4 protein-coding genes are annotated in these 18092 nt (G+C 74.0%); all 4 read right to left on the minus strand.

The window, feature by feature from the left end; all coding sequences use genetic code 11:
- Positions 1–66 precede the first annotated feature (66 nt).
- A complete protein-coding gene (mhpA, locus tag IEZ01_RS32310; protein WP_189205279.1) occupies positions 67–1677 on the minus strand; it encodes a bifunctional 3-(3-hydroxy-phenyl)propionate/3-hydroxycinnamic acid hydroxylase MhpA in 1611 nt (536 codons plus the stop codon).
- A 93-nt stretch (positions 1678–1770) separates the two neighbouring features.
- Positions 1771–4944 (minus strand): type I polyketide synthase, encoded by a 3174-nt coding sequence (locus tag IEZ01_RS32315; RefSeq protein WP_444545501.1) that lies wholly within the window; start codon positions 4942–4944, stop codon positions 1771–1773.
- The gene (locus IEZ01_RS32320) at positions 4941–10310 is read right to left on the minus strand and encodes a type I polyketide synthase (RefSeq protein WP_189205283.1); all 5370 of its coding nucleotides are present in this window, start codon (positions 10308–10310) and stop codon (positions 4941–4943) included. Before IEZ01_RS32320 ends, IEZ01_RS32315 begins: the two co-directional genes overlap by 4 nt.
- Positions 10311–10352: 42 nt before the next feature.
- The coding region (locus IEZ01_RS32325) for a type I polyketide synthase (protein ID WP_189205285.1) at positions 10353–18092 on the minus strand (7740 nt) is incomplete at its 5' end.

The raw sequence follows: 18092 nt of genomic DNA on the forward strand, positions 1-18092 counted from the left end.
TCGCCCAACGACGAAGGGGGCCGCCCGGCTGGTGCCGGGCGGCCCCCCTTCTTCGGCGGTCGTCGATCACACCGCGGCGAGCACTCCCAGTCCCTCCCGCAACTGCCCCAGCACCGAAGCCAGTTCGGCGCGGTCCGCCGCCGGCCCGTACACGTAGAAGTCCGGGCGTACCAGCACCGCACGCGTCCGCGACTCGGCCAGGTACGTCAGGTACACACCGTCGGTGTCCACGACCTCGCCCGGACCCGCCTGCGTACCCACCGGCACCACCCGCACCACCCGCGCGCCGAGACCGTCCAGGAACGCCCGGTCCTCGTCGCCGAGGAGCCCGGCCGGGTCGTCCGCGGTCAGCAGGACGAAGCCAAGGCCCACGACCTCGTCGAACAGCCCGGTCAGACCGTCGCGCTCCACCCGGCCCTGCGGCATCAGATCACCGGCCGGCCGGCGCGGCGCCCGGCCCGCCGAACGCCGGTACAGCAGGCCGTCCTTCAGCGGCTGCACCGCACCCTTCGGCTGGGCGGTGCCCACCCCGCGCTCGCGGGCGGCCAGCATCACCGCGTCCCGCTCGGCGGCCGCCACCGGATCGTCCTGGCAGATCACCTTCCCCAGGTTCACCGACATCCCGATCGCGTGCTGCACATGCTGGCGCCGCTCCACCGTGTAGCTGTCCAGGACCGCCTCCGACGCGCGGCCCGACAGCACCAGATCCAGCTTCCACGCAAGGTTCGCCGCGTCCCTGAACCCCGAGCACATGCCCTGCGCCGCGAACGGCGGCATCAGATGCGCCGCGTCACCCGCCAGCAGCATCCGGCCCGTACGCCACTCGTCCGTGCAGCGCGCGTTGAACGTGTACAGCGCGTGCCGCTCCATGACCGCGTCGTCCGGTGTGATGCCCTGCTCGGCCAGCAGCTCCCACGCCCGCTCCTCGGTGTTCAGCTCCTCCACCGTCTCGCCGGGCACCCGCATGAACTCCCAGCGGCGGTGCCCCGGCCCGGCCGACACATGCGTACGGGGCCGTGCCGGGTCGCAGACCTGGAGGTTGTTCGGCTCGTAGACGCGCCGCTCGTGCGGGGCCACGTCACAGATCAGCCAGTCGTGCGAGAAGCCCTGGTCGGTCTGGCCGACGCCCATCACACCCCGTACGAACGAGTTCGCGCCGTCGCAGCCGACGATCCAGGACGCCGTGAGCACCCGCTCGCCGTCGCCGCCTTCGGTGGGCCGCACCGTCAGCCGCACCCGGTCGCCGGTGACGTCCAGGGCGACCCCCTCAAGACCGCGCAGGACGGTCAGCCGCGGCAGCTGCGCACCCCGCGCCGCCAGAGCCGCCTCAAGTCCCGGCTGGTACATGGCGGTCGAGTCCGGCCAGCCGCAGCGGCCCTCCTCGGTCGCCTCGATCCGCAGCAGCGTCCGGCCCTCCGCGTTCAGCCACTCGTAGGCGCCGGACGGCTCGGAGAACGACGGGATCTGCTCGGCCAGACCGGCCGCGGCGAGGATCCGCGCCGACTCGCTGTCGAAGTTCACCGCGCGGGGCATCGCGTACGCCTTCGGCCACCGCTCCACGACGGTGACCCGGTGGCCGCGCTGTGCCAGCAGGACGGACAGGGTCTGCCCGACCGGGCCGTAGCCGACGACCAGGACCTCGCTGTCGCCGCCCGGCTCCGCATGCGTGTCGTACATGGTGCTTCCACTCCTCGATCAGGATCAGTTCAGGGGACGGACGGCGCGGGGGCGGGAGGACCCCGAAGGACCCGCCCGCCCCCGCGCGCACGGTCAGGCGTTCGCCGGGACCCCGGCCGGCAGCAGCGGCTCCAGGAACTCGGCGACCATGCCCGGGGTCGGCTGGTCGAACAGCAGCATCGCGGGCAGCGCGAGACCGGTCGCCTCCGAGATCCGGTTGCGCAGCTCCACCGCGGTCAGCGAGGTGAAGCCGATGTCGAAGAAGCCGCTGTTCTCCTCGATCTCCTCCAGATCGTCGTGGCCGAGGACGGCCGCTGCCTCGGTGCGCACCACATCGGTGAGCACGTCGATCCGCTCGTCGGGGGAGAGGCCGTCGAGCCGCGCCGCGAGCAGCTGCGCGGGCTCCTCCGTGGTCTCCTCGACGAGGTTGTTCTGCGCGGCGGTCTCGCCGTTGCCGATCACGATGGAAGCCTCCAGCCAGTAGCGACGGTGTTGGAATGCGTAGGTGGGAAGGTCGATGCGGCGGGCGCCGGTGCCCTCGAGGACGCGGCCGAGGTCCACCGGCACGCCCCGCACATGGAGCTGGGCGAGCGAGGTGAGGAACGTGGCGTGGCCGCCTTCGTTCCGGCGCAGCGACCCGGTGACCACGGCGCCGGCCGCGGCGGACTCCAGCAGCTGCTGGAGCGCCGGCACGAGGACCGCGTGCGGGCTGGACTCCACCCACACCTGGTAGCCCTGGTCGCGCAGTGCGGCCGCGGCGTCCGCGAAGCGCACCGTGCGGCGCAGGTTCTCGTACCAGTACTTCGCGTCGGTGTCGCCCGCGCCGATCCACTCGCCGGTGACGGTCGACAGCATCGGCACCCGCGGCTTGAGCGCGACGATCGGCGCCAGGACGTCGTACAGGTCGGTGCGGATGTCCTCCACGTGCGGGGAGTGCGAGGCGTAGTCCACGGGGATACGGCGCACCCGCACCCCGTCGGCCTCCAGGCTCGCCGAGAAGGCGTCCAGGGCCTCGATACCGCCCGCGACGACGGTGAACCCGGGGCCGTTGACCGCCGCGACCGCCAGGTCCGCGCTCCACGGCTCCAGCCGCCGCGCGGTCTCCTCCGCGGGCAGGAACACGGTCGCCATGGCGCCCTTGCCGGTGATCGCGCCGATCGCCCGCGACCGCAGCGTCACCACCCGGGCCGCGTCCGCCAGGGACAGCGCCCCGCATACCGCGGCGGCCGCGATCTCGCCCTGCGAGTGGCCGACGACGGCGTCCGGCTCGACGCCGTACGAACGCCACAGCTCCGCCAGCGCCACCATCATCGCGAAGGAGACCGGCTGGACGACGTCCACCCGCTCCAGCGACGCGGCGCCCGGCGCCTGCCGCAGCACATCGGTCAGGGACCAGTCGACGAACGGCGCGAACGCCTCCTCGATCTCGGCGATCCTCGTCGCGAACACCGGCGACTCGTCAAGCAGCTGACCGCCCATGCCGACCCACTGCGAACCCTGTCCGGGGAAGACGAACACGGTCTTGCCGTCGGCGTCGGCGGTGCCCCGCACCACCTGCGCGGGGGTTTCCCCGGCCGCCAGGTCCGCCAGCGCCGTCAGCGCCTGGGCGCGGTCGGTGGCCACCACCACGGCCCGCCGCTCCAGGCCCTCACGGGTCGTCAGCAGCGAGTGGCCGATGTCGGTGAGTTCGAGCTCCGGGCGGGCGGTGACATGGTCGTGCAGCCGCAGCGCCTGGTCCTTCAGCGCGGCCGCCGAGCGGGCGGACAGCACCCACGGCACGGCCGGCGGGGCCGTACGGGGCTCCTCCGTCTCCTCCTCGGCCGGTGCCTGCTCCAGGATGACGTGGCTGTTGGTGCCGGAGACACCGAACGAGGAGACCGCGGCCCGGCGGGGCCGGCCCAGGTCCGGCCACGGCCGGTTCTCGGTCAGCAGCTCCACCCCGCCGGTCCACTCCACCTTCGGCGACGGCGCGTCGACGTGCAGCGTCTTGGGCAGCACGCCGTGCCGGATCGCCTCCACCATCTTGATCACACCGGCCACACCGGCCGCCGACTGCGAGTGGCCGATGTTCGACTTCAGCGACCCCAGCCACAGCGGCTCGACGCCCCGCGCCGACCGGGGCCGGTCCTCGCCGTAGGTGGCCAGCAGCGCCTGCGCCTCGATCGGGTCGCCGAGGGTGGTGCCGGTGCCGTGCGCCTCGACGGCGTCGACGTCCCGGGCGGTCAGGCCCGCGTTGGCGAGGGCCTGCTTGATGACCCGCTGCTGGGACGGGCCGTTGGGGGCGGTCAGACCGTTGGAGGCACCGTCCTGGTTGACGGCGCTGCCCCGGACCACCGCCAGGACCTTGTGGCCGTTGCGTCGGGCGTCCGACAGGCGCTCCAGCAGGATCAGACCCGCGCCCTCCGACCAGCCGGTGCCGTCGGCGCCGGCCGCGAACGCCTTGCAGCGGCCGTCGGTGGCGAGCCCGCGCTGCCGGGAGAACTCCACGAACACACCCGGCGTCGACATCACGGCGACACCGCCCGCCAGCGCCATCGAGCACTCGCCGGAGCGCAGCGCCTGCGCCGCGAGATGGATCGCCACCAGCGACGAGGAGCAGGCGGTGTCCAGGGTGAGCGAGGGGCCCTCGAACCCGAAGGTGTACGAGATACGGCCGGAGGCGACACTGCCGGAGTTCCCGATCCCGAGCAGCCCCTCCACCTCCTTCGGAACGTCCTGGAGGCGGCCGGCGTAGTCGTGGTACATGTGCCCGGCGTAGACGCCGACGCTGCCGCCGCGCAGGCTGCTCGGCGCGATCCCGGCCCGCTCGAACGCCTCCCACGCCGTCTCGAGGAGAAGCCGCTGCTGCGGGTCGGTGGCGAGCGCCTCCCGCGGGGCTATCCCGAAGAACCCGGCGTCAAAGTCGGCTGCGTCGTGCAGGAACCCGCCCTCGCGGACGTACGTACGGCCCGACTTCTCCGGGTCCTCGTCGTACAGGTCGTCGGTGTTCCAGCCACGGTCGGCCGGGAACTCGCTGATCGCGTCGGTGCCGTCGGCGACCAGCCGCCACAGCTCCTCCGGCGTGGTGACCCCGCCCGGCAGCCGGCACGCCATACCGACGATGGCGATGGGCTCCTTGGCGGCCGCGGCCGCCGCGGCCTGCTCCCGCTTGAGCCGCTCGTTCTCGATGAGCGAGGCCCGCAGCGCCTCGACGAGCTTGGCGGCGTTGTCCTCTGTTGCGGTCATTGCTTCCTCCGTAAAGGGGCTCGGTCGATGGGCCTGGCTCAGCGGGCTTCGCTGCCCAGCGCGAGCTCCAGCAGACTGTCGACGCTCATGTCGCTGATCCGTTCGGAGGCGACGGCATCGTCGGCGCCGCTCTCGACGGGGAGTTCGAGGGATTCGAGGGTGACGGTGTCCAGGTGCGGCAGCACCCGGTCCAGGACCCCCAGGGTGGCGAGCCGGTCCAGGGGCACCGTGGCCAGGAACCGGCGGATGTCCGCCTCACGGCCGGCCGGGTCGGCGGCCTGGCCGCCGGCCGCCGGGGCGAGCTGGGCCAGCAGGTGCTCGGCGAGCACCGCCGGCGTCGGATAGTCGAAGACGAGCGTCGCGGGCAGCTTGATCCCGGTCGCCGCGGTGAGCCGGTTACGCAGCTCCACCGCCGCCAGCGAGTCGAAGCCGACCTCCTTGAACGCCTGCCCGGCCTTGATCGCGTCACCGCCCGAGTGACCCAGCGCCGCGGCCGCCTCGGCCCGCACCAGCGTCAGCACCTCGCGCTGCCGCTCGGCCTCGGGCAGCGCCGCCAGCCGGACCGCCAGGGTGTCCCCGCCGGCCACGGCCACCGCGGCCTGCTTACGGGCCGGGCGCACCAGCCCGTGCAGCAGCGCCGGTACGGGCTGACGCCGGGCGTACGCCGCCAGGTCCAGCTTCGCCGGCACGAGCGCGGCCTCCTCGGCGGCCAGGGCCGCGTCGAACAGCGCGAGCCCCTCCGCCTCGCCGATCGCCCGCATCCCGCCCTTGGCGGCCCGCGCCTCGACCGTGGCGGCCATGCCGCCGCTCTGCTCCCACAGGCCCCAGGCCAGCGATGTCGCCGGCAGGCCCAGACCGTGCCGCAGCCGGGCCAGCTCGTCCAGGAAGCCGTTCGCGGCACCGTAGTTGGCCTGACCGGGGTTGCCCAGGACGCCGGTCACCGACGAGAACAGCACGAACGCGTCGAGATCCCGGCCGGCGGTCAGCTCGTGCAGATGCCAGGCGCCGTCCGCCTTCGGGGCGAGGACGGTGTCCAGCCGTTCGGGGGTGAGCGAGCCGAGGATGCCGTCGTCCAGGACACCGGCCGTGTGGATGACGGCCGTCACCGGATAGCGCGCCAGCAGCGCCGCCACGGACTCGCGGTCGGCGACGTCGCACGCCTCCACCGCCACACAGGCCGCACCCAGCTCGAACAGCTCGTCGACGAGCTCCTCCACGCCGTCCGCGGCCCGGCCTCGCCGGCTGGTCAGGACCAGGTTGCGCACCGCGTACTCCGACACCAGGTGCCGGGCCAGCAACGCGCCGAGCGAGCCCGTACCACCCGTGATCAGGACCCTGCCGTCGTCCCGCAGCACGCCGTGGTCGGCCGGGGCCACCGTGGCGCGCACCAGCCTCGGCACGCTCAACGCGCCCTCGGTGAGCGCGAACTGCGACTCGCCCGCCGCCACCGCCGCGGCCAGGGCCTGCCGCGAGGCGTCCGTGCCGTCCAGCTCGGCGAGGACCAGCCGGTCCGGGTACTCCAGCTGCGCCGAGCGCAGCAGACCGCGCACGGCCGCCGCGGCCGGGTCGCCGGAGCGGACCGTGACCACCAGCGGACCCGCGGCCGGGTCGCCGTCCTCCACATGCTCCTGGACGGCCGCGAGAACCCGGCCGGTCAGGGCCCGCACCCGCTCCGGCAGCGAACCGCCGTCCCCGGAGGTGGCGTCCAGCTCGGTCCAGCCCCCGGCGACGGACGCCGTGTCGAGGGCGGCCGGGACCCACTCCACCTGGAACAGCGCGTCCCGCAGCGGATCGTCACCGCCACCGGCCAGCTGCTCCGCCGCCACCGGCCGCGTCACCATCGACCCGACCGTGGCCAGCGGCGCGCCCGACGCGTCCGCCAGATCCAGCGACACCCCGGACCCGGAGGCCACCGCACGCACCCGCAGCGCCGCGGCGCCCGCCGCGTGCAGGGTCACGCCGTTCCACGCGAACGGCAGCCGTACGCCGTCCTCCTCGCCGTCCTCCACGGCAACGTCGAGGAACGTGCTGGCCTGCAGCGCCGCGTCCAGCAGAGCCGGATGCAGCCCGAACCGCTCGGCGGCGCCGGTCTCCTGCTCGTCCAGGGCGACCTCGGCGAACACCTCCTCCCCGCGGGTCCACACCTTCCGCAGCCCGCGGAAGACCGGGCCGTAGCCCAGGCCCGCCGCCTCCTGCCGCTCGTAGAACCCGGCCAGGTCCACCGCCTCGGCACCGGCCGGCGGCCACACCGCCAGCGCCGCACCGGCCGCCGACGGCGCCTCGGTCAGGAACCCGGACGCGTGCCGCGTCCACGGCGTGCCCGCCAGGGCGTCCTCGGGCCGCGAATGGACCGTCACCGGACGGCGGCCCGTGGCGTCGGGACCCGCGACCCCGATCCGCAGCTGCACGGCGCCGTGCGCGGGCAGCGTCAGCGGCGCCTCCACCACCAGCTCGTCCAGCGTCCCCGCGCCCGCCTCGTCACCGGCCCGTACGGCCAGCTCCACCAGCGCCGCGCCGGGGACGACCACCACACCGCCGACGGTGTGGTCGGCGAGCCACGGATGCGTCGACACCGACAGCCGACTCGTCCCCCACAGGCCCTCCTCGCCCGGCAGGCCGAGGACCGCGCCGAGCAGCGGATGCCCGGCACCGGCCAGACCGGCCGCCGTCACATCACCCGCGCCCGCGCCGCCCGCGAGCCAGTACCGCTCACGCTGGAAGGCATACGTCGGAAGCTCCACCCGGCGCGCGCCGGTGCCCTCGAAGTAGGCGGGCCAGTCCACGATCCGGCCGGCCGACCACACCCGGCCCACCGACTCCACCAGGACCGGCGCCTCGGCGTGCCCGCGCCGCAGCGCCGGCACGACCACCGCGTCGCCGTCGCCGTCCAGGCACTCCGTCGCCATCGCGGTGAGCACCGCGTCCGGCCCCAGCTCCAGGAACGTCGTCGTCCCCAGCGCGGCCAGCGCCCGGACCCCGTCCGAGAACCGCACGGCCTCCCGGACGTGCCGCACCCAGTACTCCGGCGTCCGCAGCTCCTCCCCGGCGAGCGCACCGGTCAGCGTCGACACCACCGGGATCTTCGGCGCCGCGAACGAAAGCCCCGACACCACCGCGCGGAAGTCGGCCAGCATCGGCTCCATCAGCGGCGAGTGGAATGCGTGCGACACCGTCAGCCGCTTGGTGCGGTGCCCGGCCGCCTTCACCTGCTCGGCGACCGCGAGGACCGCGGCCTCCTCACCCGATATCACCACCGACGACGGCCCGTTGACCGCCGCGATCGACACCGCCCCGGCCAGCAGCGGAGCCACCTCGGCCTCCGGCACACCCAGCGCCACCATCGCCCCGCCCGAAGGCAGGGCCTGCATCAGCCGGCCACGAGCCGCGACGAGCGCACTCGCGTCCGCAAGCGTGAGTACGCCCGCCACATGCGCCGCTGCAATTTCACCGATCGAGTGTCCCGCCACATGGTCGGGCCGCACCCCCCAAGATTCCACGAGCCGGTAGAGGGCGACCTCCAGGGCGAAGAGCGCGGGCTGCGTGAACCCCGTCTCGTCCAGGCCGTCACCAAACGCGATCACCTCGGCCAGCGGCCGGTCGAGGTGCTGGTCCAACTCCGCGCAGACCGCGTCGAACGCCTCCGCGAACACCGGGAACGACTCGTACAGCTCCCGTCCCATCCCGGCCCGCTGCGCGCCCTGACCGGTGAACAGCAGCGCCAGCTTCCCCGGCGCCCGCTCACCCTCGGCCACGCCCGCCGGACGCTCACCGCGCGCCAGCGCCGCGACCGCGTCCAGCAGCTCCTGCCGCTCCGAGGCCACGACCACCGCACGGTGCTCGAAGGCCGTACGGGTCGTCACCAGCGCATGGCCCACGTCGACCGGGTCCAGCTCGGGGTCGGCCGACAGCAGCGCGTGCAGCCGCCCGGCCTGGGCGCCCAGCGCCTCCGGCGTACGGGCCGACAGCACCAGCGGCACCACCGGCACCTCCCGGCGCTCCGCCTCGTCCGCCGCGGGCTCCTCCGACGGGGCCTGCTCGATCACGACATGGCTGTTGGTGCCGCTCACCCCGAAGGACGACACACCGGCCCGGCGCGGGCGGCCCGTCTCCGGCCACGGACGCGCCTCGGTCAGCAGCTCCACTTCACCGGCCGACCAGTCCACGTGCGGCGTCGGCTCGTCCACGTGCAGCGTCTTCGGCAGCACGCCGTGCCGGATCGCCTCCACCATCTTGATCACACCGGCCACACCGGCCGCCGACTGCGAGTGGCCGATGTTCGACTTCAGCGACCCCAGCCACAGCGGCTGTCCCTCCGGGCGGCCCTGCCCGTAGGTGGCGATCAGCGCCTGCGCCTCGATCGGGTCACCCAGCTTCGTACCCGTGCCGTGCGCCTCCACGACGTCCACGTCCTGCGGGGACAGACCCGCGTTGGACAGGGCCTGCTTGATGACCCGCTGCTGCGCCGGACCGTTCGGCGCGGTCAGACCGTTCGACGCGCCGTCCTGGTTGACGGCCGTGCCACGGATCACCGCGAGGACCGGGTGACCGTTGCGTCGGGCGTCCGACAGGCGCTCCAGCAGGATCAGACCCGCGCCCTCCGACCAGCCGGTGCCGTCCGCGGCACCCGCGAACGCCTTGCACCGGCCATCGGGGGACAGGCCCTGCTGCCGCGAGAACTCCACGAACGTGTCCGGCGTCGCCATCACGGCCACCCCGCCGGCCAGCGCCATCGTGCACTCGCCGGAGCGCAGCGCGTGCGCCGCCAGATGGATACCGACCAGCGACGACGAGCACGCCGTCTCCACCGTCACCGCCGGACCCTCCAGGCCCAGCGTGTACGACACCCGGCCCGAGGTGGCGCTGCCCGAGTTGCCGATCGACAGCATCCCCTCGACCTCACGCGGCACATCGGTCAGACCGACCGCGTAGTCGTGGTACATCACCCCGGCGTACACGCCGACGCTGGCGCCGCCGAGCGTCGTCGGATCGATCCCGGCCCGCTCGAACGTCTCCCACGCCGTCTCAAGCAGCAGCCGCTGCTGCGGGTTCATGGACAGCGCCTCACGCGGCGAGATCCCGAAGAACCGGGCGTCGAACTCGTCCGCGTCGTGCAGGAATCCGCCCTCGCGGACGTACGACTTCCCGGACTTCTCCGGATCGGGGTCGTACAGGTCGTCGGTGTTCCAGCCCCGGTTGACCGGGAACTCGCTCACCGCGTCCCGGCCCTCGTCGACCAGCCGCCACAGCTCCTCGGGCGTGGACACCCCGCCCGGCAGCCGGCACGCCATGCCGACGATCGCGATCGGCTCGCACTTCACCGACTCGATCTCGCGCAGCCGTCCCTGCGTCTGCTTCAACTCGGCGACCACACGCTTCAGATAGTCGCGGAGCTTCTCATCATTGGTCATGACAAGTCTGTTCCTTTGTGTGAAAGAGGTGAGGTCCACCGGTCAGGACAGCCCGAGTTCGCTGTCGATGAGGTCGAAGAGTTCGTCGTCGCTCGCGGAGTCCAGATCGATCCCCGAGTCGTCCCCGCCGCCCAGCGGGGCCTTGCCGCCCCACTGCGCCGCCAGGGTCTGCAGCCGCAGCGCCAGCTCCGACTGCCGCCCGTCGTCCAGGACGGTCGCGGCCAGCGCCCGCTCCAGGCGCTCCAGCTCGGCCAGCACCTCCGACGCGGTCGCCCCCTGGGCGGCGGCCGGGGCCAGCTGCTCCTGGAGCTGACGGGCCAGCGCCAGCGGCGTCGGATAGTCGAAGACCAGCGTCGCCGGCAGCCGGATCCCGGTCGTGGCGGTCAGCCGGTTACGCAGCTCCACCGCCGCCAGCGAGTCGAACCCGAGGTTCTTGAACGCCTGCTCCGGCTGGACCGCGTCGGCACCGGAGTGCCCCAGCGCGATCGCCGCCTCGGTCCGTACGAGCTCCAGGACCGCGGCCTCCCGCTCCCGCTCGTCCAGCTTCGCCAGCCGGTCCGCGAACGACTCCGCCGACTGCTCGGCCGCCGCCGCGACCGCCTGCTTACGGGCCGGCCGCACCAGCCCCTGCAACAGGGCGGGGACGGGCTGCTGACGGGCGTACGCCGCCAGATCCAGCTTCGCCGGGACGAGCGCGGCCTCCTCCGAGCGCAGCGCCGCGTCCAGCAGCGCCAGCCCCTCCGCCTGGCCGATCGCCCGCATGCCGTCCCGCGCGGCCCGGCGCTGCTCGCCGGCCTCCAGCGTGGACGCCATACCGCCGACCTGCTCCCACAGGCCCCAGGCGAGCGAGGTCGCCGGGAGGCCCGCGGCCCGCCGCAGCGCGGCCAGACCGTCAAGGAAGGCGTTGGCGGAGGCGTAGTTGGCCTGACCCCGGTTGCCGAGCGTGCCCGACACCGACGAGAAGAGCACGAACGCCTCCAGCTCCCGGTCCACGGTCAGCTCATGCAGGTTCCAGGCTCCGTCCGCCTTCGGCGTCAGGACCGTGTCGAACCGCTCCGGTGTCAGCGACGCCAGCGAGCCGTCGTCCAGGACACCGGCCGTGTGCACGACCGCCGTCACCGGATGCCGCTCCAGCAGGGCCCGTACGGCGTCCCGGTCGGCGGCGTCGCACGCCTCGACCGCCACGTCCGTGGCACCCAGCTCCGTCAGTTCGGCGACCAGTCCGTCGACCCCGTCCGCGGCCCGGCCCCGCCTGCTGGTCAGCACCAGCCGCGTCACGCCGTACGCCGAGACCAGGTGCCGGGCCACCAGCGCGCCCAGCGAACCCGTGCCGCCCGTGATCAGGACGACGCTGTCCGCCCCGAGCGGGGCCTCCGTCCCGACCGGCACGTTCCGCGCCAGCCGAGGAGCCGTCGCCACGCCGCCGGTCAGAGCGAGATGAGACTCGCCCGTCGCCACGGCCGCCGCCAGCGCGGTGCGGGAGGCGTCCGTACCGTCGAGTTCGACGAGGACGATCCGGCCCGGGTACTCCAGCCGCGCGGTGCGCAGCAGACCCCGTACCGCCGTCGACGCCGGATCGCCCGCGTCCACGGTCACCACGAGGGACGTGCCGTCCTTCGCCGGGTCCTCCACGAACTCCTGCACGGCGGCGAGGACCTGCCCGGTCAGCGCCCGCACCCTGGCCGGGACCGGCAGCGCCGGATCGGCCGAGGCCGCGAGCAGCGACCAGCCCGGATCCCCGGCCGCGGCACCCAGCGGCACCTCGGTCCACTCCGTACGGAACAGCGCGTCCCGCACGGCCGCTTCCGCGCCGCCGCCCAGCTGCTCGGCGGCCACCTCCCGGTAGACCAGCGAGCGCACCGCCGCCACCGGAGCACCGGTCGCGTCCGCCGCCGTCACCGAGAACCCGTCCGCACCGGCCGGGGCGATCCGCACCCGCAGCGCGGTCGCACCCGACGCGTACAGGGTGACGCCGTTCCACGCGAACGGCAGCCGCGTCCGCTCGTCACCGGCCCGCGACGGTGCGAACGCCGCCGCGTGCAGCGCCGAGTCCAGCAGCCCGGGATGGATCCCGAACCGGTCGGCGGCCCCCAGGTCGTCCAGCGTGACCTCGGCGAACACCTCCTCGCCGCGCGTCCACACCCGGCCGAGCCCCTGGAACAGCGGACCGAACGCGAAACCGCCCTCGGCGAGCCGCTCGTAGAAGCCGTCCGTCCCGGCGGGCTCCGCCCCCGCCGGCGGCCAGACCGTCAGGTCCGCCTCCGGCGCGGCCGCACCGGCCGCGGTGAGCGAGCCGCTCGCGTGCCGGGTCCACGGCAGGTCCGCCGCCGCGTCGTCCGCACGGGACCAGATCCCGACGGTACGACGGCCCGAGGCGTCCTCGCCGGAGGCGACGACCTGGACGTGGACCCCGCCCTTGGCCGGGATCACCAGCGGCGCCTCGACGATCATCTCCTCCAGATGCGGGCTGCCCGCCTCGTCACCGGTCCGCACCGCCAGCTCCACGAGCGCGGTGCCAGGCAGCAGCACGGTCCCCGCGATCGTGTGCTCGGCCAGCCACGGCTGGGTGGCCAGCGACAGCCGGCCCGAGGCCAGCACACCACCCGAGTCGGGGAGCACGATCACCGCGCCGAGGAGCGGATGGTCCGGCTCGCCGAGACCGACCGAACCGACGTCCCCGGAGGGCGCCGCCGGGTCCAGCCAGTACCGCTCGCGCTGGAAGGCGTACGTCGGCAGCAGCAGCCGCTCGTCGGGCCGTTCGGCGTCGACGGCGTGCAGGGCCGCCCGGTCCGTCGGCACACCACGGGTGTGCAGCGTGCCCCACGCGAGGACGGCGGCCCGGACCTCGTCATGGCCCCGCCGCAGCGCGGGCACGGTCAGGGAGCCTTCGCCGTCCAGCGTCTCCGCCGCCATGGCGGTGAGGACGGCGTCGGGGCCGAGCTCCAGGAAGGTGGTGACGCCGAGTTCGCCCAGCGCCCGCACCCCGTCCGCGAAGCGGACGGCCTCGCGGACGTGGTCGACCCAGTAGTCGGGGGTGAGAATCTCGTCCCCGGCCGGCTTGCCGGTGAGGGTGGACACGATCGGGACATTCGGCGCCTCGAACGTCAGCCCGGCGACAACCTGGCGGAAGTCGTCGAGCATCGGGTCCATGAGCGGCGAGTGGAAGGCGTGGGAGACGGTGAGCTGCTTGGCCCGGCCGCCCTGTTCCTTGACCTTCGCCACGATCTCCAGGACGACCTCTTCAGCGCCCGAGATGACCACCGAGGCCGGCCCGTTGACGGCGGCGATCGACACCCGGTCGGTGCGGCCGTCGATGAGGGCGAGAGCCTCGTTCTCGGTGAGGTTGAGTGCGGCCATGGTTCCGCCCGCGGGAAGGGCCTGCATGAGGCGCCCGCGTGCGGTCACCAGCTTGGCCGCGTCCTGAAGGGAGAGGACGCCGGCGACATGAGCGGCGGCGATCTCGCCGACCGAATGCCCGGCGAGGTGGTCGGGGCGTACGCCCCAGGACTCGTAGAGCCGGAAGAGCGCGACCTCGATGGCGAAGAGGGCGGGCTGGGTCCAGCCCGTGTCGTCCAGACCGTCACCTGTTTCAATGACTTCGGCGAGTGATCCGTCGAGGTACTGGTCGAGTTCGGCGCAGACGGTGTCGAAGGCGTCGGCGAACGCGGGGAACACGGCGTACAGTTCACGGCCCATCCCGGCCCGCTGCGCACCCTGACCCGTGAACAGGAAGGCCACCTTGCCCGGCACCGGAGACCCGGTGACCACCTGCGCCGACGCCGTACCGGCCGCCAGCGACTCCAGACCCGCGAGCAATTCATCGCGGTCCGCGCCGACGACCACCGCACGGCGGTCGAGCGCCGGACGCCGGGCGAGCGCACGGCCCACCGCACGGGCGTCCCGGCCACGGGCGAAGTCCAGCAGCCGCCCGGCCTGCGCCCGCAGCGCCTCCTCCGTCGCCCCAGCCAACTGCCAGTCGACGACAGGAAGTTCGGTCTCGTCGGCGCTCTCCACCGGCTCCTCGGCCGGCGGCTGCTCGATGATGACGTGCGCGTTCGTCCCGCTCACACCGAACGACGACACACCCGCCCGGCGCGGACGGCCGGTCTCCGGCCACGGCCGCGCCTCCGTCAGCAGCTCCACGTCACCGGCCGACCAGTCCACGTGCGGCGTCGGCTCGCCCACATGCAGCGTCTTCGGCAGGACACCGTGCCGCATCGCCTGAATCACCTTGATGATTCCGGTGACACCGGCCGCCGCCTGCGAATGGCCCATGTTCGACTTCGACGACCCCAGCCACAGCGGCTGCCCCTCGGGGCGCCCCTGACCGTAGGTCGCGATCAGCGCCTGCGCCTCGATCGGGTCACCCAGCTTCGTACCCGTACCGTGCGCCTCGACCAGATCCACGTCGGCCGGCGCCAGACCCGCGTCCGCCAGCGCCTGGAGGATCACCCGCTGCTGCGCGGGACCGTTCGGCGCGGTCAGACCGTTCGACGCGCCGTCCTGGTTGATGGCGCTGCCCCGCAGCACCGCCAGGACCTGATGGCCGTTGCGGCGCGCGTCCGAAAGCCGCTCGATCAGGAGCAGCCCGGCCGCCTCCGACCAGCCCGTACCGTCCGCGCCCGACGCGAACGCCTTGCACCGGCCGTCCATGGCGAGCCCCCGCTGCCGCGAGAACTCCACGAACCCGTCCGGGCTCGCCAGGATCGTCACACCGCCCGCGAGCGCCAGGTCCACCTCGCCGTTACGGACCGCCTGCGCCGCCAGGTGCAGTGCCACCAGCGACGACGAGCACGCCGTGTCGACCGTGACCGCCGGACCCTCGAAGCCGAAGGTGTACGACACCCGGCCCGACAGCACACTCGGCTGGTTACCGGTCGCCGTGTAGCCGTCGACCTCGTCGTTGTCCGTGCCGACCGCGTATCCGGTGTGGAAGGCGCCCACGAAGACACCCGTCCGGCTGCCCCGCAGCGTGGTGATGTCGATACCACCGCGCTCGAACGTCTCCCACGCCGTCTCCAGGATCACCCGCTGCTGCGGGTCCATCGCCAGCGCCTCACGCGGCGAGATCCCGAAGAACGCCGCGTCGAACCGGTCGGCGCCGCGCAGGAACGCGCCCTTCACCGAGTACGTCTTGCCGGGCGTACCCGGCTCCGGGTCGTACAGGCCGTCGATGTCCCAGCCACGGTCGGTGGGGAAGTCGGCGATCGTGTCCCGGCCCTCGGCCAGCAGACCCCACAGCGCCTCGGGGGAGTCCAGGCCCTCGGGGAACCGCCCGGCCATCGACACGATCGCGATCGGATCGTCGTCCAGGACCGCGCGGGCAGCCACCACCGGGGCGGCGCTCTGCGCACCGATCCCGGCCTCCGCGAGCAGGTGCTCGGCGAGCCGCCGCGGCGTCGGGTGGTCGAAGACCAGGGTGGGGGAGAGCCGCACCCCCGTGCTCGCACCCAGCCGGTTGCGCAGCTCGACCGCCGTCATCGAGTCGAACCCGAGCTCCTTGAACGTCTTCTCCGGCGCGACCGCCGACCCGTTCGCGTACCCGAGCACGGCACCCGCCGCCTCACGCACCACCTCCAGGACCGCGTCCGCACGGCGCCCCTCGGGCAGCGCGGAGATCTTCTGGGCGAACGAACCGCCCCCGCCCGCCGCGGCGGCCGGAACGTCGTCCTCACGCAGCGCCTCGACCACCTCGGGCAGTTCGCCGATCAGCGCGCTCGGCCTGGCCGCCGTGTAGCCCGGCGCGAACCGCGACCACTCCACGTCCGCGACCGACAGCGTCGTCTCGCCCCGCCCGACGGCACGCATCAGCGCCGTCGCGGCCAGCTCTGGTTCCATCGGCGGCACACCCAGCCGGCGCATCCGCTCCGCCGAGCCGTCCTCCGCACCCATCCCGGCCCCGCCCCACGAACCCCACGCGATCGACGTGGCGGTCCGGCCGAGCGCGCGACGCCGCAGGGCGAGCGCGTCGAGATAGGCGTTGGCGGCCGCGTACGAGCTCTGCCCGCCGCCGCCCCACACACCGGCACTGGACGAGATCAGCACGAACGCGTCCAGCGGCCGGTCCGCGAGCAGATCGTCCAGATGCGCCGCACCCAGCACCTTGCCCGCCAGGATCCGCTGCATCTCCTCCGGCCCGGTCTCCGCGACCGAGCCCGTCTGCCCGACACCCGCCGCGTGCACGACGGCCGTCAGCGGCAGCGCGTCCGGCACGGCGTCCAGCACCGCGGCGAGCGAGGCCCGGTCGGTCACGTCGCACGCGGCGACCGTCACCTCGGCCCCCGACTCGGCCAGCTCGGCCGCGAGTTCGGCCACACCTTCGGCGGCCGACCCACGCCGGCTGGTCAGCACCAGATGCTCGGCGCCCGCACGGGCGAGCCTGCGCGCGATCTGCGCGGCCACCCCGCCCGTACCGCCGGTCACCAGAACCGTGCCGCGCGGCGCCCACTCGGTGACCGCGCCACGCTGCGGCGCCCGCACCAGACGGCGGACGAAGACGCCCGACGCGCGGACGGCGAGCTGGTCCTCACCCTCGGCACCGCCTAGGGCCAGCGCCAGGCGCTGCACGGTCCTGCGGTCCAGACCGTCGGAGCCGGGCAGGTCGACCAGACCGCCCCACAGCCGCGGGAACTCCAGGGCCGCGGCCACACCGAAGCCCCACACCAGGGCCTGCGCCGGGTCCTCGACCCGGCCGTCCGGGCCCGCACCCACAGCGCCACGGGTCAGCGACCACACCGGCCCGGAAGCACCGGCCTCGTCCAGCGCGGGCAGCAGCCGGGCGAGCGCGGCAAGACCCCGCGTCAGCGCCGGGTGCTCCGGGTGCGGCCGGGTGTCGAACGCGAGCATCGACAGCACACCGCCCCACTCCCCCCGCCCCGACGCCTCGTCCAGCGCGGCCCGCAGACCATCGCCGTACGCCTCCGCGTCCGTACCGGCCTCGTACACCACGAACTCGGCGCCCTGCGCCCGCAGCCCGTCCAGGACCGCGGCCGTGCTGGGCCCCTCGGCCAGACCGGCCGGCACGACCGCCAGCCAGGTTCCGGACAGCGCGGGACCGGTGTCCTTCGACAGCCGCTTCCAGTGGACGCGGTACGACCACGAGTCCAGGGTCTCCCGCAGCCGTTCGCCGCGCCGCCAGTCGGCGAGGATCGGCAGCGCCGCCCCGAGGGAGGCGCTGTCCCCACTACCGAGCGTCACACCCAGCGCGTCAAGGTCACCGCTCTCGACGACCTCCCAGAACCGCGACTCGGAGCCGCCGCCGCTGCCGTCGGCCACGGCCGGGGCGGCCGGGGCGTCGAGCCAGTAGCGCTGCCGCTGGAAGGCGTAGGTGGGCAGGTCGACCGGGCGGGCGCCCGACCCGACGAAGAACGCCGCCCAGTCGAGCGGGACACCCCGCCCGTGCAGCCGGCCGAGTGCCGACACGACGGCCGGTGCCTCCTCCTGTGCCCGCCGCAGCGACGGTACGAACACCGCGTCGCCGTCGAGGGTTTCGGCGGCCATGGCGGTGAGGACGGCGTCGGGGCCGAGCTCCAGGTAGGTGGTGACGCCGAGTTCGTCCAGTGCCCGTACCGCGTCGGCGAAGCGGACGGCCTCGCGGACGTGGTCGACCCAGTAGTCGGGGGTGAGGATCTCGTCCCCGGCGGGCTTGCCGGTGAGGGTGGAGACGATCGGGATATGGGGTGTGGTGAAGGTGAGCCCGGCGACGACCTGGCGGAAGTCGTCGAGCATCGGGTCCATGAGCGGCGAGTGGAAGGCGTGGGAGACGGTGAGCTGCTTGGCCCG

This window comes from Streptomyces purpureus, from assembly GCF_014648195.1.
Lineage (GTDB): Bacteria > Actinomycetota > Actinomycetes > Streptomycetales > Streptomycetaceae > Streptomyces > Streptomyces purpureus.